Genomic DNA, 23,459 nt, shown 5'->3' with positions numbered 1-23,459 from the left:
CCCATAAGTGTCGATTGATTTCTTATTTTTCAAACAAATATTGAATCTCAGGCCTTAACTTAACTAGGAGTTATCAGATGAAAAAACCTTTGCTTGCTTTAACCGTCCTGTCTTTAAGCTTAAGTTCAATCATCACACCCATACAAGCTACAGCGGCTCTCCCTCTCTCTGTAGACGGAGAACAATTACCTAGCCTTGCACCAATGCTTGAAACCGTAACCCCTGCGGTGGTCAGTATTTCAGTAGAAGGCACTCAAGTATCTAAGCAACGTATACCCGATCAGTTCCGTTTCTTCTTCGGACCTGAATTTCCAACAGAACAATTGCAAGAACGTCCATTTAGAGGGCTCGGCTCCGGGGTTATCGTTAATGCAGAAAAAGGCTATGTGGTCACCAACTACCATGTCATTAATGGCGCAGAAAAAATTCGCGTTAAACTGCATGATGGCCGTGAGTACGATGCTGAGCTAGTTGGCGGAGACCAGATGTCAGATGTGGCTCTTCTGCAACTTGAGAAAGCTAAAAACTTAACGGAAATTAAGATTGCAGATTCCGATGCTTTGCGTGTCGGTGACTTCGCTGTCGCGATTGGTAACCCATTCGGCTTAGGTCAAACAGTGACTTCAGGTATTGTCTCTGCGTTAGGTCGAAGTGGTTTAAATATCGAAAACTTCGAGAACTTCATCCAGACCGATGCAGCCATTAACAGCGGCAACTCAGGTGGTGCTCTGGTTAATCTGAAAGGTGAACTGATTGGTATCAATACTGCGATTCTGGGTCCAAACGGTGGCAACGTTGGGATAGGTTTTGCCATTCCATCTAACATGATGACAAACCTCACCGACCAAATCTTAGAGTTTGGTGAAGTCAAGCGCGGAATGCTCGGTGTACAAGGGGGAGAAATCACTTCCGAACTTGCGGACGCTCTGGGTTATGAATCAAGTAAAGGGGCTTTTGTCAGCCAAGTGGTTCCAGACAGCGCTGCTGACAAAGCAGGCATTAAAGCTGGCGACGTCATTGTTTCTGTCAACGGCAAAGAGATTCACTCATTTAGTGAGCTGCGAGCTAAGGTCGCAACACTCGGTGCTGGCAAAAAGATCTCACTCGGAATTATCCGTGATGGCAAAAAGAGAACTTTGAGGTCACCCTAGGCGAGCAACAAAACGTGAAAGCATCAGCAGATAAACTGCACGAAGGGCTTTCTGGTGCTGAGTTAACCAACACAACATCGAGTGACTCAGTCCAAGGCATAAAAGTCGCTTCAGTAGAAAAAGGCTCGAAAGCTGAGGCGTATCAACTTGCAAAAGGAGACATTATCATTGGTGTAAACCGTAAGCGTGTCAAAAACCTTGCAGAGTTCAGAAAAGTCCTTGAAAAACAACCTGGTGTTTTGGCTTTAAATATTCAGCGCGGTGACCGCACGATTTATTTGGTTGTGCGTTAAAAACGAAAAATCCATGTCAAAGGACGGTAGGATCTTCTACCGTCCTTTTATTATTTTCTCATCTAATGCTATCCTTTCGCCACTTGTATGAATTTTGAAGTGGTTAGGAAAATATGCTGCAATTCTTGTTGCGTTCAATCGGTTTAGGGTTGGCGACAGCTGCTCTGTTACTATTAGCTATCCCCTCTCTACGTTCCAGTATTCTTCCTCAGACTTTCAGCAATGAAATCAATATCACTTCAGCTCAAGAGATATCCTTTAATGGTGCGGTGCGAAAAGCAGCCCCTGCCGTAGTCAATATATACAGCCGAAAATACACGGAAGACGATCGTTCTAAACTCCTGACTCAAGGGCTAGGCTCTGGAGTCATCGTTAGTGAAAAAGGCTACATCATAACCAACTACCATGTCGTCGCTCAGGCTGATCAGATTGTAGTAGCACTTCAGGATGGACGGGTAGCTGCCGCTCAATTAGTGGGTACTGACAAACGTACTGACATCGCGATTTTGCGTGTCGAAGGCAGTAATCTCCCCGTGATACCACTCAATCCTAATTACACTCCAACCGTAGGCGATGTGGTTCTTGCTATTGGTAACCCATACAATCTAGGTCAAACGACAACCTTTGGAATTGTTTCTGCGACTGGCCGTTCTTCCATTAGTGCAGGTGGACGACAAGGCTTTATTCAGACTGACGCGGCGATCAATGAAGGTAATTCTGGAGGGGCGTTAGTCAATACAAGAGGAGAGTTAGTTGGGATCAATACAGCCTCATTCCAGCAAGCAACTGAACTAGAAACCTACGGCATTTCTTTTGCTATTCCATACGCGCTGGCGAATAAGATCATGCAGAAGATCATTGCCGATGGTCGTGTTATCCGAGGCTATATAGGCATCGACGGTCAAGATATTAATTCCGTCACCTCTCGTTTATTGGGTAATGAGCATTTGGGCGGCATTGTTGTATTAGGCGTTGACCCTAACGGACCTGGTGCAGACGCAGGATTTCAGGCTCAGGACATTATTCTTAAAATCGATGGACAAAAAATCAATGGTCGTCAAAGCGTAATGGATATTGTCACTGAATTGAGACCAGGGACTAGCGTCGATGTACTGATTCTACGTAAGGGTAAAGAACAAACACTTAACGTTATGATTGCAGAAGACACTCAAGAGATTTAAAAATTGAATAAAAAAATCCCATACTTTCTAGCATGGGATTTGTTTTTACTCGCTGTCTTGCTCCATTGTAGAGCCTTCGATTTCTATGCGTGTTACTCTTTGCAATCCTCTAGGTAGTAGACTGCCTCGACGGCCTCGCTCACCACGGAAGTTGTCCAGATCGGCGCTCTTCAAACCTAGCTTACGCTTACCCGCATAAAGAGTGACTGAAGCTCCTTGAGGCAAGGATATCAAATGTGATACCACCTCTTCGCGTTCTTTGGCTTTAGCAGCAGGAATATTGATAATCTTATTACCCTTACCTTTACCCAATTGAGGAAGATCCTTGATAGGGAATAACAGCATTCGACCTTGGTTGGTGATCGCTAAAATTTCATCATTATCTAGATCACTAATGGTGTCAGGAGTAATCACTTCCGAGTTTTGTGGTAATGTAACCAGTGCTTTACCACTACGGTTTTTTGATAAAAGATCACTGCCTTTACAAACGAAACCATAGCCAGCATCAGAACCCACTAACCACAATTGCTCTTCTTCCCCCATTACCACATGACGGATATTAGTTCCTGCACTAATGTTAAGACGCCCAGTAATCGGCTCGCCCTGACTACGGGCTGACGGTAGAGAATGCGACTCGAGTGAGTAGCTTCGACCATCACTGCCGAGGAAAACGGCCTGCTGATTACTCTTACCGCGAGCATGAGCAAGGTATTTATCACCCGACTTATAGTTCAGGCCATCCGCATCAACATCATGTCCTTTAGCATGACGAATCCAACCTTTCTCAGAAAGCACAACCGTAATTGGTTCACTAGGGACTAAGTCACGCTCTGTTAGCGCCTTGGCTTCTGCGCGCTCAACCATTGGCGAACGGCGATCATCACCATACTTGTCTGCGTCCGCTTTGATTTCTTTCTTCAGAAGCGTATTAAGACGTCGCTCAGAACCTAATAGTTGCTCTAGCTTTTCACGTTCTTTTTCTAGCTCTTCCTGCTCTCCACGAATCTTCATCTCTTCCAATTTCGCTAAGTGGCGAAGCTTGGTATCGAGAATCGCATCGGCTTGAATATCAGTAATACCAAAACGTTCCATCAGCACCGCTTTAGGATCGTCTTCAGTACGAATAATCTCAATCACCTCATCAAGGTTAAGGTATGCAACCAACAAACCTTCCAAGATGTGCAAGCGAGCCATAACTTTATCTAAACGGTGTTGCAAACGACGACGTACAGTCGCACGGCGGAATTCGATCCATTCAGAGAGAATTTGAACGAGCCCTTTCACCTGAGGACGGTTGTCTAAACCAATCATGTTTAGGTTTACACGGAAGTTCTTTTCAAGATCGGTTGAAGCAAATAGGTGGTTCATCAACTGATCACAGTCAACGCGGTTTGAACGCGGCACCACCACGATACGAGTCGGATTCTCGTGATCGGATTCATCACGCAGATCGTCAACCATAGGCAGCTTTTTAGCACGCATTTGGTTAGCGATTTGCTCTAGTAACTTAGCGCCGGACACTTGGTGTGGCAGAGCGGTAATGACGATCTCTGAACCTTCTTTATGCCACACAGCACGCATTTTAATGCTGCCGCGACCAGTACGATAAATCTTCTCTAAGTCTGCTTTAGGCGAAATGATCTCTGCTTCTGTTGGGTAATCAGGCCCTTGAACAAAGTTCATTACATCTGCAAGTTCAGACTTTGGATTGTCGATAAGGTGAATCGTTGCTTCCGCCACTTCACGTACGTTGTGTGGTGGAATATCCGTGGCCATACCTACCGCAATACCTGTCACACCGTTAAGCAGGATGTGGGGTAAACGTGATGGCAACATTTGCGGCTCTTTCATTGTACCGTCAAAGTTCGGCTGCCATTCCACGGTGCCTTGACCTAGCTCGCCAAGCAAAACTTCCGCAAACTTAGAGAGTTTGGCTTCGGTATAACGCATCGCCGCGAACGATTTAGGATCATCAGGCGCACCCCAGTTCCCTTGACCATCTACGAGCGGATAGCGATATGAAAATGGCTGAGCCATCAATACCATAGCTTCGTAACAAGCAGAATCCCCGTGAGGATGGTATTTACCTAACACGTCACCAACAGTACGTGCTGATTTTTTGTATTTTGCCGCTGCCGAAAGGCCAAGCTCCGACATTGCGTAGATAATACGACGCTGAACCGGCTTTAAACCGTCACCAATATATGGCAACGCGCGATCCATAATGACGTACATCGAATAATTGAGATAAGCGTCTTCGGTGAACTTGCGCATTGGCAACTGTTCAACGCCATCAAATGTGATTTCAGTAGACATCTGTTAAACCTCTGCCATGTCGCCGTTGTTTTGTAACCAAGAGCGACGATCATCAGCACGCTTCTTACCAAGCAGCATATCCATCATTTCCATGGTGGCTTGGTTGTCATCAATGGTTAGCTGAACTAAGCGACGAGTATTTGGATCCATCGTCGTTTCACGAAGTTGCAGTGGGTTCATCTCACCCAAACCTTTGAATCGCTGTACGTTGATTTTTGCTTTCTTCTTCGACAAGCGCTCTAGAATGCCTTCTTTTTCATCGTCATCAAGGGCATAGAATACTTCCTTACCACAGTCGATACGATAGAGCGGTGGCATGGCTACATAGATATGACCCGCTTCAACGAGAGAGCGGAAATGACGCGTAAATAGAGCACATAGTAGCGTTGCGATATGCAAACCATCCGAGTCCGCATCGGCAAGGATACAGATCTTACCGTAGCGAAGACCATCAAGGTTCTCACTATCAGGATCAATCCCTAGTGCCACTGAGATATCATGGACTTCTTGAGAAGCGAGTACCTGATCAGGAGAGACTTCCCACGTATTAAGAATTTTACCGCGTAGTGGCATTACCGCTTGGAACTCACGATCACGAGCTTGCTTAGCTGAACCACCTGCCGAGTCACCCTCGACGAAGAAGATTTCAGTGCGGTTTAAATCTTGAACCGAACAGTCCGTCAGTTTGCCTGGTAGAGCTGGACCTGAAGCCACTTTTTTACGCACCACCTTCTTACTTGCACGCATACGACGGTGAGCGTTGGCAATACAGACTTCAGCCAGCTGTTCAGCCAATTGTGGTTTTTCATTTAGCCATAAGCTGAATGAATCCTTCACGACTCCAGAAACAAATGCAGCAGTTTGACGTGAAGAGAGACGCTCTTTAGTCTGACCAGCAAATTGGGGATCCTGCATCTTAACCGACAACACGTAAGAACAGCGATCAAATACATCATCCCCCGTCAGCTTAACGCCACGTGGCAACAGGTTGCGGAATTCACAGAATTCACGCATTGCATCAAGTAACCCCTGTCGTAGACCGTTAACGTGAGTACCACCTTGTGCGGTAGGAATGAGGTTAACGTAGCTTTCGGTGATCATCTCACCACCTTCTGGCTGCCAAATGACAGCCCAGTTTGCGGCTTCTGTTTCAGCAGAAAATTCGCCAGTAAATGGCTCTTCGGGCAAAACTGTATAGCCTTTCACGCCTTCCGCAAGATAATCTTTGAGACCATCTTCATACAACCATTTATGCTCGTTACCATTGACCTTATCAGAGAACGTGATTTCCAGTCCTGGACAAAGCACAGCTTTGGCTCGAAGGTTGTTAATCAGTCGGGTGACTGAGAAGTTTGCCGAGTCAAAGTACTTAGCGTCCGGCCAGAAGTGGACGCTAGTCCCTTTGTTACGACGTCCACAAGTCCCTGTCACGGTTAAATCAGAAACCTTATCACCATGTTCAAATGCAATGTCATACACCTGACCATCACGGCGCACCGTCACTTCCACACGCTTAGACAAGGCGTTCACCACGGAGATACCTACCCCGTGTAGACCACCAGAGAATTGATAGTTTTTATTCGAGAACTTACCACCTGCGTGAAGCTTACATAGAATAAGCTCCACACCAGAGACTTTCTCTTCTGGGTGGATATCAACGGGCATGCCTCGACCATCATCGATCACTTCAAGTGACTGGTCAGCATGGAGAATTACTTGAACTTTTGAAGCGTGTCCGGCGAGCGCTTCATCGACACTGTTATCGATGACTTCTTGTCCCAAATGGTTGGGACGCGCGGTATCCGTATACATCCCTGGTCGGCGACGTACTGGCTCCAAACCATTAAGAACCTCAATGGCTCCTGCATTATATTGTTCAGTCATAATACGGAATTTCGTTATATAAAATAAATGGGTTACTGAGCCAGCAATTTTTTGTTCTTTTTATCAATGAGCCTAAAAAGTAGCAAAAACGGCCAAACTCTCGTCGTTCTGAATCCAGCTCAGTACAGGTGAAACATAGTCTGGAAGAGAGGCAATGATGTCAAGCGGGATAACGAAGTAACCACTAAAATTATGACTCTTCCCTCAAGGAGTGCTAGAGCTGAAGAAATTCGATAATTTGTTGGGGGTAGCGTTCGAAGTTAATAAAACTATGATCCCCTCCTTCTTCAACCGTTTGCTTAGCTCCTAAAAATTTATCGACTGCCTGATGATAATCCAGCACTTCATCCTTAGTTTGCTGCAAAAGCCAGAAATCCTGAGGTCGCTTGATTGAAGGTGTATCCAATACTTTAAGCTCATCAATGTGTCTATCTTCTAAAACATAACGTTGATGTGTATAGGGATTTTCTTGTTCACCTAAGTAATCAGCGAGCAATTCATAAGGTTTTACTGCTGGGTTAACAACCACAGCTCTGAAGCCAAATTGAGCATTCAGCCACATAGACATGTATCCCCCAAGAGAGCTGCCAATCAAACCAATACGATATTCATTGATATGTTGTTCAATAATGTCCAATAAACACTCAGCGGCTTGTTTCGGGAAGCACGGTAGCTGAGGCACAACCACCTTAATATCAGGATGATATTGCTTACAATACTCCTTCATAACATTAGCTTTATGAGACAAAGGAGAACTGTTAAAGCCATGAATATAAAGAAGTAATGAAGGTCGCATAGAGATCCTTAGTAAGAAGAATTCAAGTTTAATAGCCCGTTGAATGAAAATCAGGTTGGAAGCTACCCACAGGTAGCCGTTTCACTTCAGTCTCGACAGTACCGTCGTCGTGTAACAGAAGTTCACGCCAACCTGGAGCCTGATTATCTAAAGCAAAATCATCGCAGTGTGGTTTGAACTGAACGCAGGTGGATGGCGTTGCCATAACACGAACGCCTTTACGAACGACATTCATATCTTGATGCACATGACCACATAAGACAGCTTTAACGTTATTATGTTTATCAAGGATTTGCCATAAATCTTCTGAATCTTTCAAGGTGTGCTGATCTAGCCAAGCACTACCAACCAGTATAGGATGATGATGAAGTAAAATCAGGGTGTAGCGTTGAGGGTACTGAGCGAGCTTTTCCTCAAGAAGCATAAGCTGCTTATCGCTCAAACGACCATGCGGTACACCTGCAACCTGAGAGTCGAGCACAATCATCTGCCATTGTTCACCCAACAGTGCATGTTCAATTTGCTGAATTTGCGGAGAAGGTATCACTGATGTCATGCTCGGTTTGAAATCATGATTACCCGGCAGCCAGAAACATTTTTTCTTGAGTGGGATAATACCTTTCTCAAACCGTTGGTAAGAAGCTTCGCTATGATCTTGTGAAATATCCCCTGTCGCCAAAATGGCATCATAGGCAGGATTTTCTTCGACAATAGCGTCAATGACAGCTTTAAAACTGTCGCCTGTATTCACACTCAAAAGGCTTCCATCTGCTGCTTCAAATAGATGAGTATCTGTAATCTGGAGCAGCCTAATGCTGCTATCTGATGAGCTTGACGTTACTTTCAAAACTAAAACCTAAATATTGATCGGCGTCCGGCTGATACCATGCCTTAAGCAAAAAGATAACCAATCACCCAAGAAACGATTCAATTGTACTTTCTCATCTTGTTGAACCATTTTGTCATTGGGATATTCGTATCGAGCATTCACTCGTTTTAAATGTTCGCACTCGCATACCTCGGCGACACGAGCATCGTGATAGAGCCTGACAGACATTTTTGGCAATGGAAACACCGGTATATCATCACTTTGACAAATATCGACCAAAGTTGTGTACTTTGTGACTTCGACCACTTGAATTTGATACGCCATGTCAGCAGCTTGATAGCAGCGTAAATCTCCGACCTTTGCTCCAAGTGGAAGTAAAGCGTTGAGCTTGGCGTAATTGGTTTCATAGGTACGCATCAAATCTGCTAAATCAACGTGATACGCCTTTTTTACTGCTGCTTGTGCCATTGTTCTCTTACTGCTTGGTAGTTGAGCTGTAACCACTGCAAAGCAATGATCGAAGCACCATTTTCAAATTTCCCGTCCGTGACCCATTGATAGGCGACCTCGCGATCAACCACATGAACTCGGATATCCTCACCTTCATAGTCTAAACCATGAACGCCATGTGCGGAGGAAGCTTGGGCTTTCCCAACGTACACATCCAGTTTCTCTGAACAGCCTCCAGAAGAAGGATAATAGGACATCACTTTGATTAACCCATCAACTGAAATGCCGGCTTCTTCTGCCGCTTCGCGACGAACCACCTCTTCTGGTGACTCTTGTGTATCAATCATCCCAGCGACAATTTCTAGTTGCCATGGATGAGCATGCTCCAAAGCCCCCACTCGAATTTGTTCAATCAACACAACCTGATCCGTCACTGGGTCATATGGCAGTAGAGCCGCAGCGTGCCCTCGCTCGAACATTTCACGTTCAATCACTTCACTCCAACCTCCTTCAAACAATTTATGTCGAAAGCGATACTTAACCATCTTAAAAAAGCCCTTAAATAGAGTTTCTTTTGAGATAATCTCTACATCTTGTGGAGTAAATTCACTTTGTTGACTGTCAGATAGTTGCATTCGGCACCTCAGTGAGTGAATCTTATAGTTTACTCAGACAAAAGCTTAACTTCCAAGGATATGGCTCAACTTTTTATACAATTTTTGTATTCTGAGTTAAATTGATGAATTAAATATATTGCACAAGTGGATAGTTAAGTGTAAAAATTTGCAAAGTTTTGCGTGAATTAGCATCAGTATGAGTTAAACTCTCGATGAGTCACCTTTTTCATATTTTGGCAGGAATAGGACCTATGAAAAAACTGCTTCCACTATTTATCAGTGCAGCACTAGGAAGCCTGAGCACAAATGCTTTCGCTGACACACTGACGGAAATTTATAACCAAGCAAAAGATAACGACCCAACATTACTTAGCGCAGCAGCTTCTCGCGATTCTGCATTTGAAGCGGTGACTTCTAGCCGTGCAACCTTACTACCTCAAATTAGTTTAACAGCAGCTTATGACGTAAACCGTGGTGAACGTAACAGTGCCACATACGATTCTGACGTTTGGACTGCCGCAGTAGGCTTTACCCAAGAGTTATACAAGCGCTCAAGCTGGATAACTCTAGATACAGCGGAAAAAACGGCACGCCAAGCTGACGCGACTTATGCAGCAGCCCAGCAAGATCTCATTCTTAGGGTTGCCACTGCCTATTTTGAAGTGCTAAGAGCAAAAGACAATTTGGTTTTTGTTCAAGCCGAAAAAGCGGCAGTGGGTCGCCAATTAGAGCAAACTAAACAACGTTTTGAAGTAGGCCTTTCTGCCATTACTGACGTACATGATGCGCAGGCGCAGTACGACTCAGTGTTAGCTGATGAGGTATTAGCTGAAAATAGTTTGGTAAACAGCTACGAGGGTTTACGAGAGATCACCGGCCTAGAACACGCCAATCTAAATGTATTAGACATTACTCGTTTCTCTGCGACTAAAACTCAAACGCCAGTCGACGCTTTAGTTGAAGAAGCTCAGCAGAAAAACCTGAGCCTACTGTCTTCACGTATCGCACAAGATATCGCCAAGGATAACATTTCACTTCAAAGCTCAGGTCACCTACCTTCATTAACTTTGGATGGTAACTACAGCCTTGCCGAACAAATGAATAGTACCCCAAGCTCTGGTGATTATGACTCAGATGGCTTTAACATCGGGCTAAATTTGTCGGTACCTCTATACACGGGTGGTTCAACGACCTCTCTCACCAAGCAAGCTGAATTTGATTACGTAGCAGCGAGCCAAGATTTAGAAGCCACTTACCGCGGCGTAGTAAAAAACGTACGTGCTTTTAACAATGACATCAGCGCTTCAATTGGAGCACTGCGTGCTTATGAACAAACCGTTGTATCGACTAAGTCTGCTTTAGAAGCCACTGAGGCGGGGTTCGATGTTGGTACTCGTACTATCGTTGATGTTCTCGATTCGACTCGCAACTTGTATGATGCGAACAAGAATTTATCTAACGCACGTTACGATTACATTCTGAGCGTATTAAAACTTCGCCAAGCCGTCGGAACTTTAAGCGAACAGGATGTTCTCGATATCAATGCTGGTTTGAAAGAGGCGCCAGCGAGTAGCTAAAACGAAAAAGGTTGATGCCTTGGCATCAACCTTTTCGATCTCTGGGAGACCAGTGACTAATAGACTGTATCTATTGCTACTTCTTTTTCTACCAGCCACTCGACCTTATCACCGTTCTTAAGCATGACAGCCACATCCACTGGTTGATCTGCATTCACAGCAAACTGCCACACAAAAGCGACCTCCCAGTGACTTTGATTATGTGTGCGTAATTCCAGTAATTCACCATCAATAGTCCAGCTATCATCACCTTGCTTAATAGAAATACTGTCAACTTCCAGAGTTGCGGGTAATAGCTTGTCAGACTCTAGATACAGCGAACCATGGAGCGTTTGATCTTGGACTTCACCTAAGGTCGGCATCTTATTCAACCAAAGGTTACTCTTCAAGCGTACCGTCGCTTCTTCAACTGTTGCTTGGTTTCTTTGTTCCCAACCGACTGGTGCGGTTGAACACCCTGCTAAAAGCACTGCGCCAAGAACGACTAATGCGATTTTTTTCATTGTTATCACCTTTGAGCCAACCACTCTTTCAGAATCTGAATATCATTCTGATATTCATTCTTTATTTCTTCAACCCAGTCATCGATATTTTCCCACCATGCAGGCAAGTCAGGGGATTGTGCTTTCTGAGCAATTTTCTGAATATGTTTGAGGCCAATAGAGCCCGCTGCGCCTTTAATCTTATGCGCTTCAGAAACAATACCGTCTTGATGCTTCGCTGTCATATTCGAATTAAGCACTTCAATGTATTCTGGCATCATGTTCTCAAACATATCAATACTATCCAGCACTGGCTTAGCACCAACAATACCCACGTAAGAGTCCAGCATCTCTAGGTCCAGCACTCGGCTGTATAAATCGTTAATTTCTGGAATATCGACCTCTTCAACAGGCTCTGGACGTTGGTACACTTCATCCGAGGTAAACTTGGCAATCACTTCCTGCACCGCGATCACCGATAGGGGTTTACTAATCGCATCGTCCATGCCTTTTTCAAGATACTCATTTTTATTCTTCAGTACATTAGCAGTAAGGGCGACCAAAGGAGGTAAATCTTTATAGGTTTTACGATAAAATTCTGCGACATCGAAACCTGTCATATCCGGAAGCTGTATATCGAGAAAGGCGAGATCATAGATCTCAGGGTCAAACATTTCGATCGCATCTTGCCCGGTCATGGCGACACTAACCTCATGCCCCATACTTTCAAGCAGCGAGCGCGCAACAGTGATGTTGAGTTCAATATCTTCAACCATAAAGATATTAAGTTCCTTACGCTCAGTATCAGGGACTCCAGACTCTTCCACGGCCTGAGATAGAGGGACATGAATAGTCACGGTAAAGGTACTACCAAAGCCTTCCTCGCTGCTTACCGTAATATCTCCATCCATCATCTTAATCAGTTGTTTAGACACGGCAAGGCCAATCCCCGTACCAACAGCATGCAGATTATCTTTGCCCGATTTAACTTGATAATACATGGCAAAAATCTTTTCCAATTCGGCTTCCGGTATCCCAATACCACTGTCTTCAATTTCCATTGTAATGCGAGCAAACTCTTCATCGACTTCAGCTTCTACCGTCATTACAACACCGCCTTCTTTGGTGAACTTCATGGCGTTGCTAATCAAATTCCACAACACCTGCCTCAATCGGGTTGCATCTACATCAATTGCCGTTGGAAGTTCACTAAGACGCTCAAGGTCAAAGCGCAGACCTTTCTGAGACGCCATTAAGGCAGAAATGCTCTCTATTTCAGCAACAAACTCTTCAAAATTCAGTGACGACGGGAAAAGCTCAAGCTTACGGCGATCAAACTTATCCATATCAATAATATCGTTAAAAATATTACCAAGAGTAATCGCGCTAACATTGATAGTTTGCATGTGGTTTCGCTGCTCATCTGTCAATGTCGTATCAAGCAGCATGCGGCTCAATCCAACAATACCATTAAGAGGTGTTCGCAGTTCATGGCTGATGGTTGAAATGAAAGTCGTTTTATCTCGACTCGCTTTCTTCAAAGATTCTTCATGACGCTTACGCTCGGTAATGTCACGTCCAAAACCAACCAATCCAAGATGACGGCCATCCTTGCTATAAAACGGAACTTTACGCAATTCAAAATAGTTCTTACGACCATCTGGGTATTCCAACCATTGCTCATAGGTCAACGCCTGATTGTTTGCAAACACCTTTTCATCTGTATCGACAATCTGCTGAGCAACTTCTCTGCTATAAACGTCCCATGGTGTTAAACCGACTAATTGATTTTCTTTTTTACCAGTCAACTCTTCCATGGCACGGTTACAGCCAGAGAACACACCATCGGCATTGCGGTAGTATATAAGATCAGGAGAAGCATCTATAAATGAACGAAGTAGCGCGGTTCTTTCAGCTAACTCAAGTTGAGTACGCTCACGCTGATAAACCTCATTTTCGAGATCTTTCATTGCTTCTTCGCGTGCTTCTTCAGCTTTAATCCGCTCTTCAATTTCCTGATTGAGCTTGGCAATGTTTTGCTGCAGCTTATGATTCAAGTCCTGATCCCGAGAGCGCATATCTTTGAGTTTAGAAACAAGCTTGGACAGGCGTTGGCGCGACTCCTCAAGCTGATCGACTACCACTGAAAGGAAGTACACAGCCCAAGGTGTGATCAGCAGACCGAAAAATACAGAGCGAACGATATCAATGTCATCCACATGGCCACTCAAAACTAACGTAATGCCAACCTGAACGACAACAGCTAAAGCGACTAATGCCAAGGCAAGTAAAATTGAGAAACGCAAAATGCCGAGCTTAACCAGAAGATCGACATAATACTGAGCGAGGTTTTTTATCGGTTTCATTGAGCGCTCCGTGCGACAAGGTTAGGTAAATACTACCTGTTTTCACTGAGCACGGCTAAGGGAACCTAGGTCCTGACGACGTTAATTGTCTGATGTGTGATGGACACAAGTTTGATTGCGTCCATTTGCTTTCGCCTGATACAAAGCACTGTCAGCCAGAGCAATCAAGCTTTCGCTATTGTCCATAGGTTGAGGAGAAAGAGTCGCGATACCAATACTCACGGTCAAGATGGAGGAGGCTTCTGAAGCACAATGCTCTAAATGCAACAACTTCACTTCTTGGTGAATCTTTTCTGCAACCTGCAAGGCACCGTCAACCGTTGTATTAGGTAAAATAAAACCAAACTCCTCACCGCCATATCGAGCCACGCAATCACTGGTTCGAAATAACACTGACTTGAACACCCCTGCAACTTTAGCTAGGGCTTCATCACCTGTTTGATGTCCATAATAGTCGTTGAAGCCTTTGAAATAGTCGATATCACATAACATAACGCTTAGAGGCTGACGCTCACGTATATGCAATGGCCACAAGGTCGCTAACTGTTCATCAAATCGACGTCGATTCGGAATTTGCGTCAAACTATCAATAAAGCTGAGCCGCTCGAGTTCCTGATTCGCCTCTTCAAGTTTTTGCGCAGCAAGATAACGATCAGAGACATCCCTAGCCATGACCAAGACACCATTCGTACCTGAAGCAGGATCGCGAAAAGGCGATTTCACCACATCATACCAAGTGAACTCACCGTTACTATTGATTGCCTTGTCAATGTAACGCAATGACTTTCCCTCATACAGCACCTTTTGATCCGTTTCAGACAAACGGCTATATACATCATCAGGAATCACATCTTGCAACCGTTTACCGATGAGATCATCAACATCAGAAATACCAAGAGCGCGAACAAATGGCTTATTACATGCCTGATAGACCATATTCTCGTTAAATATACCTATAGAGTCAGGGCTGGACTCTAGAATATTTTGCAAAATGGTATCGCGCTGAGCCAAAGCCACTTCAGTATCACGACGCTTGTCCATCTCATTACGGAGGTTTTGTTGCATATTGTGCCAGTCCGTCACATCATGACTGATACCTATGCTTCCCATCGTTTCCCCTGATGAAGAAATCAAAATATTCTGATAGGTTTCGAGTAGGCAACTTCGGCCATCGGCATTTGTGGTCCAGCGGCGTTTATTTGCCCGCCCTTTAACGACTCCTTTAATGTCTTCACTGCCTTCCTCAGCACGTACGCCCCAGAAACGTTCAAATGCACGATTCGTTGAAATTAATTCACCTTCGTTATTTTTTATAAAAACCAATTCAGAAAGGTTATCCAATGCACTTCTGACCACTGAAAGAGACTCAATTTCTCGCGCCATTTCATCCTCAGTTGCTTGGTAGGAAGACAGATATAGCAGCCAAGAAACACGTCTCCGGTAAATGGTTCTACGGCCACTCATCTCTACCTTAACACGGGTATTTTTCGACACCCGCCATTCTATAGGAAAGCGCTTAAACCCTTCGCCAGAGAACTGGTTGATTATCGATAGTAAGAATTGACATGGAACGGTGTCGGGCAAAAGATACGATTTACCTACCCGGCGAATTGCCAGCAATTGCATGGCACCCTTATTGGCAAGAAGTAACTTACCAGACTGAGCTTCAACTAATATCAAGGCTGTCGGTGTATCCTGAACCAACGCCTCAATATGTTTTTGTAAGCGAGAATAGAGCACAAAGGACATAATCACACAAAACAGAATGACAACAAGGCCAAAACCATGCCCATGGGAGGTATCCAATAACCAGTAAAACACCTGCTCCATTCTAATACTCTATGTCCATCTGCAACCTAATACTAAGGTTACAAAAGATATCAGCTTATTGCTGATTTTTCTGTATTTATTGAGGGTTTTGTATATAAAAAAGGTTGGTTAATTAAGGAACCTTGTGGCCCATCACGCTCAAGCGTACGTCCAATTTCTGTCATGGCTAACCAACGATTCTCACTCCATATAGGTGCGAGTAGTGTCGGCCCACGAACTGCTGAAGAAACCCGATGAAACACAATATCGGGTGGTGTCATGCGGATCATTGCGCTAGCAGTATCCACATATTGCTGCAGAGAGGGAGCATTAAGCTTGCCTGCCTTCCAAGCTTTAGCCATGGTACTACCTTCTACAATGTGCAAGCTGTGAAGTTTGATCCCATCAGTTCCGACATCAATAACTTTACGCATCGTATCAATGTTATCTTGGTGGGTTTCTTTCGGTAGGCCAACTATTAAGTGGGTACAGACTTTAATACCTAAAGCTCTCGCTCGTTTAGCGATGCTAGCATAACAATTAAAATCATGGCCGCGATTTATACGCTTAAGGGTATGATTGTTCGCAGTCTGAAGACCGAGCTCAAGCCAGACTTCATAACCTCGCCGCACATAACTCGCCAAAAGCTCTAACACTGCATCAGGAACACAGTCAGGTCTTGTTCCAACGCACAGTCCAACAATGTTTGCCGTTTTTAATGCCTGTTCATACATACGTTTCAACACTTCGACTTCTGCATAGGTGCTGGTGTAGGCCTGAAAATAAGCAAGATATTTTTCCGCTCTGCTGATTTCACCAGCGCGATCTTTGAGCTGTTCACCTATGCTCTTGATCTGATTTTTTTCGTCTGAAAAAGAAGCAACATTACAGAAAGTACACCCTCCTCGGCCTATTGTTCCATCTCTATTTGGACAGCTAAAGCCACCATGTAACGTCAACTTATGTACTTTCTCCCCGTAGCGGCGCTGAAGATCTTGCCCAATCGTATTGACTAGTTCGTGCAGTTGCAATTCCCACCCCAAACAATAATAAATATCATTCCCATTAATGTAATTAAATTACACAAATGAAAAAAATAAAGGTTGAAAGTTATCGATTTAAAACGGCTAGGGAGTTATCCAAAATCAATAAACATGCATAAAATGAAGCAATAAATACCAATGTTAAGCAAAAGTTAAACATAAAGATCAAAATCAGACATAAAAAAGAACGCCATCACCTCGAATTTCGATTGCATTTACGCCTAACAAAATTGTAGGATAATTTCAGATTTTAGTTTTATTTGTGCATTAAATTACACATTTAGTTACTAAAACATCGGTGTTTTCCAGCTCTCACCTATATAAATCACTAGATTGTGATACAAAAAACATGGATTGCACCAAGGATTGTTTTTCTCGCAATATTTTTCCTGCGAGGTACGGAATGGAGTCAAAGTCGCCAACCTAGGCAGGCTGCGAATCATAAAAATAAAGGACTGGACGTAGAACTAGTATCAGCTAGTACATTTGCGTCTACTGAACTGGAAGGATGTATCTATGGTAGATAGAGAGCAAAGTTCACAGGGTCTGTATACTCCTGAACTGGAGCATGACGCTTGTGGTATCGGTTTTGTTGCTCACCTCAAAAACCGTAAATCGCACGAAGTAGTAACTCAGGCATTGGATATGCTGGCACGAATGGAACACCGCGGTGGTCAAGGTTGTGACCCATGCAGCGGTGACGGTGCGGGTATCTTGCTACAAAAACCTCATGAATTCCTGTTAGAAGAAGCGGTTAAGCTAGGCATTAAACTGCCTTCGTTTGAAAAGTATGGTGTTGGTATCGTTCTTTTCCCGAAAGACGAATACAAACGTGAGCAATGCCGTGACATTCTGGAACGTAACGCACAACGTCTAGATCTTGAAGTCATCGGCTACCGTGTACTACCAACTGACAACTCAATGATCGGTGCAGATCCACTAAGCACAGAACCTCAGTTTGAGCATGTGTTTATCTCTGGTGGCCCGGGTATCACACCCGAAGAGCTTGAGCGCAAACTGTATGTACTTCGTAACTACACTGTACGTGTTTGCCTAGAAAGCGTTTCGAACATTGGTGACGACTTCTACATTAACTCGATGTCTTACAAGACATTGGTGTACAAAGGTCAGTTAACGACCGAGCAAGTACCTCAGTACTTCCTTGATCTGCAAAACCCAACCATGGTGACAGCACTGGCACTGGTACACTCTCGTTTCTCTACCAATACCTTCCCGAAATGGCGTCTTGCACAGCCTTTCCGTTACATTGCACACAACGGTGAAATCAATACCGTTCGCGGCAACTTGAATTGGATGAAAGCCCGTGAAGCAATCCTAGAATCAGACCTGTTTACTCAGGCTGAAATCGACATGCTTCTTCCAATCTGTCAGGAAGGGAGCTCAGATTCATCTAACTTTGACATGGCACTTGAGCTCCTAGTTCTTTCTGGTCGCAGCCTGCCACACGCATTGATGATGTTGATCCCAGAAGCATGGCAAGAAAACAAAAACATGGATCCTAAACGTCGCGCATTCTATCAATACCACGCGAATATCATGGAACCATGGGATGGTCCTGCTTCAGTATGTTTTACTGATGGTGTTCAAGTTGGTGCGACACTCGACCGTAACGGCCTACGCCCTTCTCGCTACACAGTGACCAAAGACAATTTCCTCGTGATGGCATCAGAGTCTGGTGTCGTGGATATTGAACCAGAGAACGTTGAGTTCCGCGGACGTCTACAACCAGGTCGTATCTTCGTTGCAGACCTCGAGCAAGGTCGCATCATTTCTGACGAAGAAGTGAAAGACAGCATTGCAACGGCGCAGCCTTACGAGAAGTGGGTAGAAGAAAACCTACTGAGCTTGAAGAAGCTACCAGATGCGAGCAACCAGTTCAGCCAACCTTCTCCTGAGCGTTTGCTGCACCGTCAACAAGCTTTCGGTGTGAGCACTGAAGAAGTGAACGAAATCATCGTTCCAATGGCGAATGACGCGAAGGAACCATTATCAGCTATGGGAGCCGACTGGCCTCTTGCGGTTCTATCTCATCAGTCTCAGCACCTTTCAAACTACTTTAAGCAGCTGTTTGCACAGGTAACTAACCCACCGATCGACCCGATCCGTGAGCGTATGGTTATGTCGCTGAACACATACTTGGGTAAAGACCAAAACCTTCTGGCTGAAACGCCACTTCACTGTCAGAAAGTCGAGTTGGAATCACCTGTTCTGGCGAACTCCGAGCTTGAAAAACTGCGTGCTATCGATAACGAGCACCTACAAGCGAAGACGTTGGATATCGTATTCCAAGCCAATGAAGATCAAGGCAAGCTTGAGCGTGCACTAAAACGTATCTGCCAATACGCAGAAGACGCGGTTGTCGATGGTTACTCAATCATCTTACTAACTGACCGTGCAGTGAACTCAAACCATGCAGCGATTCCAGCAATGCTGGCTGTTGGTGCTGTGCACCACCACTTGATCCGCAAAGGTCTACGTGCGAAATGTGACATCGTGGTTGAAACCGGTGACGCACGCGAAACGCACCACTTTGCAACGCTACTTGGTTACGGTGCGAATGCGGTTAACCCTTACCTAGTGATTGAAACCATCATTGAACTTCAACGTACCAAGAAGTTGAATCCAGAAGCGAACCCTCGCGATCTGTTCAACAATTACCGTAAAGCGATCAATGGCGGTCTTCTGAAGATCTTTTCGAAGATGGGGATTTCTACGCTACAGTCGTACCATGGTGCGCAAATCTTCGAAGCCTTGGGGATCCACAAGTCAGTGGTGGACAAGTACTTCACTGGTACGGTTTCCCGTATCCAAGGCCTAACCCTTGATGATATCGCCAAAGAAGTTTTGATCCGTCACCGCATCGGTTACCCGCAACGCGAAATTCCAATTCAAATGTTGGATGTTGGTGGTGTTTACCAATGGAAACAGCGTGGTGAGAAGCACCTGTTCAACCCAGAAACCATTTCTCTACTGCAAGAGTCTACGCGCAACAAGAACTACGATCAGTTCAAGCAATACGCGACCGCTGTAGATAAACAAGGTGACAACGCGGTAACCCTGCGTAGCCAACTTGAGTTCATTAAAAACCCAGCAGGCTCTATCTCTATCGACGAAGTCGAGCCAATTGAAAGCATAGTGAAACGCTTCGCGACCGGCGCAATGTCATTCGGTTCTATTTCGTACGAAGCACACTCGACACTGGCTGTTGCGATGAACCGCCTTGGCGCGAAATCGAACTCCGGTGAAGGTGGTGAAGACCCAATGCGTTTCGAGCGCAAAGAAAATGGCGATTGGGAGCGATCAGCAATCAAGCAGGTCGCTTCAGGTCGTTTCGGCGTAACCTCTTACTACCTAACCAACGCTGATGAGCTACAGATCAAGATGGCTCAAGGCGCGAAACCAGGTGAAGGTGGTCAGCTACCAGGCGATAAGGTAGACGATTGGATCGGTGCAACACGTCACTCAACTCCGGGTGTCGGTCTTATCTCGCCACCGCCACACCACGATATCTATTCAATCGAAGATTTGGCTCAGCTTATCTATGACTTGAAGAATGCGAACCGCGCGGGTCGTGTAAACGTTAAACTGGTATCGGAAGCGGGCGTCGGTACTATCGCTTCTGGTGTTGCTAAAGCGAAAGCAGACGTTGTACTTATCGCAGGTTTCGACGGCGGTACTGGTGCATCACCAATGTCTTCAATCCGTCATACTGGTCTTCCTTGGGAACTTGGTTTGGCAGAAACGCACCAAACGCTACTGAAGAACGGTCTGCGTAACCGTATCGTGGTTCAAGCGGATGGTCAGATGAAGACACCTCGTGACCTTGCAGTGGCAACACTACTTGGTGCAGAAGAATGGGGCGTGGCAACCGCAGCATTGGTGGTTGAAGGCTGTATTATGATGCGTAAGTGTCATAAGAACACCTGTCCTGTCGGTATCGCGACTCAAAACAAGACGCTTCGTGAGCGCTTTGATGGTCGCGTAGAAGACGTCGTCACCTTCTTCCAATACATGGCACAAGGTCTGCGTGAAATCATGGCTGAACTTGGCTTCCGCACTATCGATGAGATGGTCGGTCAAGGCCAGAAACTGAAGATTCGTCAAGACGTTTCTCACTGGAAATACAAGAACCTAGATCTGTCCCCTGTTCTCCACGTTGAGCAACCACGCGAAGCCGATGGCGTATTCAACCAAGCTCAGCAGAACCACAACCTAGAAGAAGTGCTAGACCGCAAGCTGATTCAAGCAGCAATTCCTGCTCTGGAGAAAGGCGAAGCGGTGAATGCCGAATTCCCTATCGTCAACACGGACCGCTCTGCAGGTACCATGTTGTCGAACGAAATATCTAAAGTGTACAAAGATGCGGGTCTGCCTGAGCCAATGAACGTCAAGTTCAAAGGTTCTGCGGGTCAGTCATTCGGTGCATTCCTAGCTAAGGGCGTGAAGTTCGAAGTGGAAGGCGACGCGAACGACTACTGGGGTAAAGGCTTATCTGGCGGTACATTAGTACTCTACCCAGACGCGAAATCGAGCATTGTCGCGGAAGACAACATCGTAGTTGGTAACGTGTGTTTCTACGGTGCAACTTCGGGTGAGTCTTTCATTCGCGGTATGGCTGGTGAACGTTTCTGTGTTCGTAACTCAGGCGCGAAAGTCGTAGTAGAAGGCGTCGGTGACCACGGTTGTGAATACATGACTGGCGGTGCAGCAATTATCCTTGGTTCAACAGGTCGTAACTTTGCCGCAGGTATGAGTGGCGGCGTGGCTTACGTATGGGATAAATCAGGTGACTTTGAGTCAAAGCTGAACCCAGAGCTAGTAGACCTAGATCCAATAGAGCAAGAAGACCGAGAGCTATTACTCGACATGCTAACTAAGCATATTCAATTCACAGGAAGTGAAGTCGCTCAGTCTTTCCTAGACAACTTTGAAGCAAGCCTAGCCTCTATGGTTAAAGTAATGCCACGTGACTACAAAGCAGTTCTTCAAAAACGCAAAGCTGAAGCACAGTCTCAAGGAAACGAAACTCAAGTGGAGGCCGTATAATGGGTAAGCCTACTGGATTTTTAGAGCATGGTCGTGAACTACCACAGAAGATCGACCCAGCTGAACGCATCAAGAACAACAAAGAGTTCGTTCTGAACGAGGAGTTTGGTGACAAGATCAATACCCAAGCTTCTCGCTGTATGGATTGTGGTGTGCCGTTTTGTCATAACGGCTGCCCTATCGGTAATATCATCCCAGAGTTTAACGATGCCGTTTATCGTGATAGCTGGGAAGAAGCATGGAACATTCTAAGCTCAACCAATAACTTCCCAGAGTTTACTGGTCGTGTTTGCCCTGCTCCCTGTGAAAGTGCTTGTGTACTTGGCATCAACCAAGATCCAATCACTATCTGTAATATCGAGAAAACCATCGTAGAAACGGCGTATCGTGAAGGGTACGCCAAACCAAAAACACCACGTTCTCGCACTGGCAAAACCGTTGCGATCATCGGTTCGGGCCCTGCAGGCCTTGCGGCGGCTGAGCAGCTAAACAGTGCAGGTCATACCGTGACGGTATTCGAGCGAGACGAGAAGGTGGGTGGTCTGCTACGTTTTGGTATCCCAGATTTCAAACTGGGTATGGACGTGATTGATCGTAAGATCAACCTGATGGCAGAAGCGGGCATCGAATTCAAAGTAAACCAACACGTTGGTGTTGATGTGAATGCCCAGCAACTGCGTCAAGAGTTCGATGTGGTTCTGCTAACGGGTGGCTCAACTGTCCCACGTGATTTACCTGTTCTAGGTCGTGAGCTAAAAGGCGTTCATTTCGCGATGGAATTCCTAGGTCAAAACAACCGCCGCGCCAACAACATGGATCTTAAAACCGAAGAGATCCACGCAAAAGGCAAACATGTTGTCGTCATTGGTGGTGGTGATACTGGTTCTGACTGCGTAGGTACATCAAACCGCCACGGTGCAGCAAGCATCACTCAGGTTGAAATCATGCCGATTCCACCAGAGAAACGCCCTGCTAATATGCCATGGCCACAGTACCCGATGATCTTGCGTACTTCGACATCTCATGAAGAAGGCGTTGATCGTCACTGGAATATCCTAACCAAAGAGTTCATTGGTAATGACAAAGGTGAAGTCACTGGCCTTCGATTAGCTGATATCGTTTGGCAAGATGCAAAAGCAGGCGAGCGTCCAAACTTCAAAGAAGTAGAAGGCAGCGAGCGTGTAATCGCGTGTGATCTGGCATTTCTAGCGATGGGCTTCCTACACCCAGAACCAACAGGGGTACTTGCTCAACTGGATATCGCGCTAGATGAGCGTGGTAACGTGGCAACTCAAGGTTTTGCTACAAACCAAGAAGGTGTATTTGCTGCTGGTGATATGCGAACAGGCCAGTCTTTAGTGGTTCGTTGTATCAATGAAGGTCGCGAATGTGCCCGTGCGATCGATGACTACCTAATGGGTGGGACTCATCTTGAAGCGAAAGACGATTCACTAATGCTATCAGCATAAGTCGAATCAACTCCAGCATCAGACAACAATGAATGATTCTGGAGTTCAAACGAATAACTAATCAATCCTTCCAAACTATCCATCTTGACCAGCACATTGTGCTGGTCTTTTTTATTTCAACCGAATTCA

General features: G+C 45.3%; 14 protein-coding genes and 1 pseudogene. 5 read left to right on the top strand and 10 right to left on the bottom strand.

Annotated elements, in window-relative coordinates; genetic code table 11:
* The first annotated feature begins 77 nt into the window (after positions 1-77).
* Positions 78-1,444: pseudogene (locus tag KW548_04865) on the top strand (DegQ family serine endoprotease).
* A gap of 113 nt (positions 1,445-1,557) precedes the next feature.
* The gene (gene degS, locus KW548_04860; GenBank protein QXX07360.1) at positions 1,558-2,625 is read left to right on the top strand and encodes an outer membrane-stress sensor serine endopeptidase DegS; all 1,068 of its coding nucleotides are present in this window, start codon (positions 1,558-1,560) and stop codon (positions 2,623-2,625) included.
* A 45-nt stretch (positions 2,626-2,670) separates the two neighbouring features.
* On the opposite strand, the gene parC is transcribed toward degS, so the two are convergent.
* The 6 genes from parC to nudF all read right to left on the bottom strand — a co-directional run bounded on the left by parC (position 2,671) and on the right by nudF (position 9,535).
* Entirely contained in the window at positions 2,671-4,941 is a 2,271-nt protein-coding gene (gene parC / locus KW548_04855) for a DNA topoisomerase IV subunit A (protein QXX07359.1), read from the bottom strand.
* A 3-nt stretch (positions 4,942-4,944) separates the two neighbouring features.
* A complete protein-coding gene (parE, locus tag KW548_04850) occupies positions 4,945-6,825 on the bottom strand; it encodes a DNA topoisomerase IV subunit B (GenBank protein ID QXX07358.1) in 1,881 nt (626 codons plus the stop codon).
* Between the two features lie 214 nt (positions 6,826-7,039).
* Positions 7,040-7,621 carry an esterase YqiA gene (yqiA, locus tag KW548_04845; protein ID QXX07357.1) on the bottom strand — a complete coding sequence of 194 codons (582 nt, stop codon included), beginning with the start codon at positions 7,619-7,621 and terminating at the stop codon, positions 7,040-7,042.
* Between the two features lie 28 nt (positions 7,622-7,649).
* Complete coding sequence (cpdA, locus tag KW548_04840) at positions 7,650-8,468, bottom strand: 3',5'-cyclic-AMP phosphodiesterase (GenBank protein ID QXX07356.1); 819 nt, start codon at positions 8,466-8,468, stop codon at positions 7,650-7,652.
* Between the two features lie 9 nt (positions 8,469-8,477).
* Positions 8,478-8,918 (bottom strand): DUF1249 family protein, encoded by a 441-nt coding sequence (locus KW548_04835; protein ID QXX07355.1) that lies wholly within the window; start codon positions 8,916-8,918, stop codon positions 8,478-8,480.
* Complete coding sequence (gene nudF / locus KW548_04830; protein QXX07354.1) at positions 8,900-9,535, bottom strand: ADP-ribose diphosphatase; 636 nt, start codon at positions 9,533-9,535, stop codon at positions 8,900-8,902. Before nudF ends, KW548_04835 begins: the two co-directional genes overlap by 19 nt.
* 233 nt (positions 9,536-9,768) lie before the next feature.
* Between nudF and tolC the strand changes: the two genes are divergently transcribed.
* Complete coding sequence (tolC, locus tag KW548_04825) at positions 9,769-11,094, top strand: outer membrane channel protein TolC (GenBank protein QXX07353.1); 1,326 nt, start codon at positions 9,769-9,771, stop codon at positions 11,092-11,094.
* Positions 11,095-11,150: 56 nt separating this feature from the next.
* Here the strand turns inward: tolC and KW548_04820 are convergent, their stop codons facing one another.
* From KW548_04820 to KW548_04805, 4 genes are all read right to left on the bottom strand, one after another.
* Positions 11,151-11,597, bottom strand: a complete 447-nt coding sequence (locus KW548_04820) for a hypothetical protein (protein ID QXX07352.1) — start codon at positions 11,595-11,597, stop codon at positions 11,151-11,153.
* A gap of 5 nt (positions 11,598-11,602) precedes the next feature.
* Complete coding sequence (gene arcB, locus KW548_04815; GenBank protein ID QXX07351.1) at positions 11,603-13,942, bottom strand: aerobic respiration two-component sensor histidine kinase ArcB; 2,340 nt, start codon at positions 13,940-13,942, stop codon at positions 11,603-11,605.
* 81 nt (positions 13,943-14,023) lie between these two features.
* Positions 14,024-15,772 carry a diguanylate cyclase gene (locus KW548_04810; GenBank protein ID QXX07350.1) on the bottom strand — a complete coding sequence of 583 codons (1,749 nt, stop codon included), beginning with the start codon at positions 15,770-15,772 and terminating at the stop codon, positions 14,024-14,026.
* A gap of 50 nt (positions 15,773-15,822) precedes the next feature.
* Entirely contained in the window at positions 15,823-16,782 is a 960-nt protein-coding gene (locus KW548_04805) for a TIGR01212 family radical SAM protein (GenBank protein ID QXX07349.1), read from the bottom strand.
* Positions 16,783-17,310: 528 nt separating this feature from the next.
* On the opposite strand from KW548_04805, the gene gltB reads away from it, so the two are divergent.
* Positions 17,311-21,861, top strand: coding sequence for a glutamate synthase large subunit (gene gltB, locus KW548_04800; protein QXX07348.1), 4,551 nt, complete (start codon positions 17,311-17,313; stop codon positions 21,859-21,861).
* On the top strand, positions 21,861-23,330 hold the full coding sequence (locus tag KW548_04795) for a glutamate synthase subunit beta (protein QXX07347.1): 1,470 nt from the start codon (positions 21,861-21,863) through the stop codon (positions 23,328-23,330). Before gltB ends, KW548_04795 begins: the two co-directional genes overlap by 1 nt.
* The last annotated feature ends 129 nt before the right edge of the window (positions 23,331-23,459 follow it).

The sequence above is a fragment of the Vibrio neptunius genome (genome assembly GCA_019339365.1).
Lineage (GTDB): Bacteria > Pseudomonadota > Gammaproteobacteria > Enterobacterales > Vibrionaceae > Vibrio > Vibrio neptunius.
This window is presented reverse-complemented; position numbering and strand designations above follow the sequence as displayed.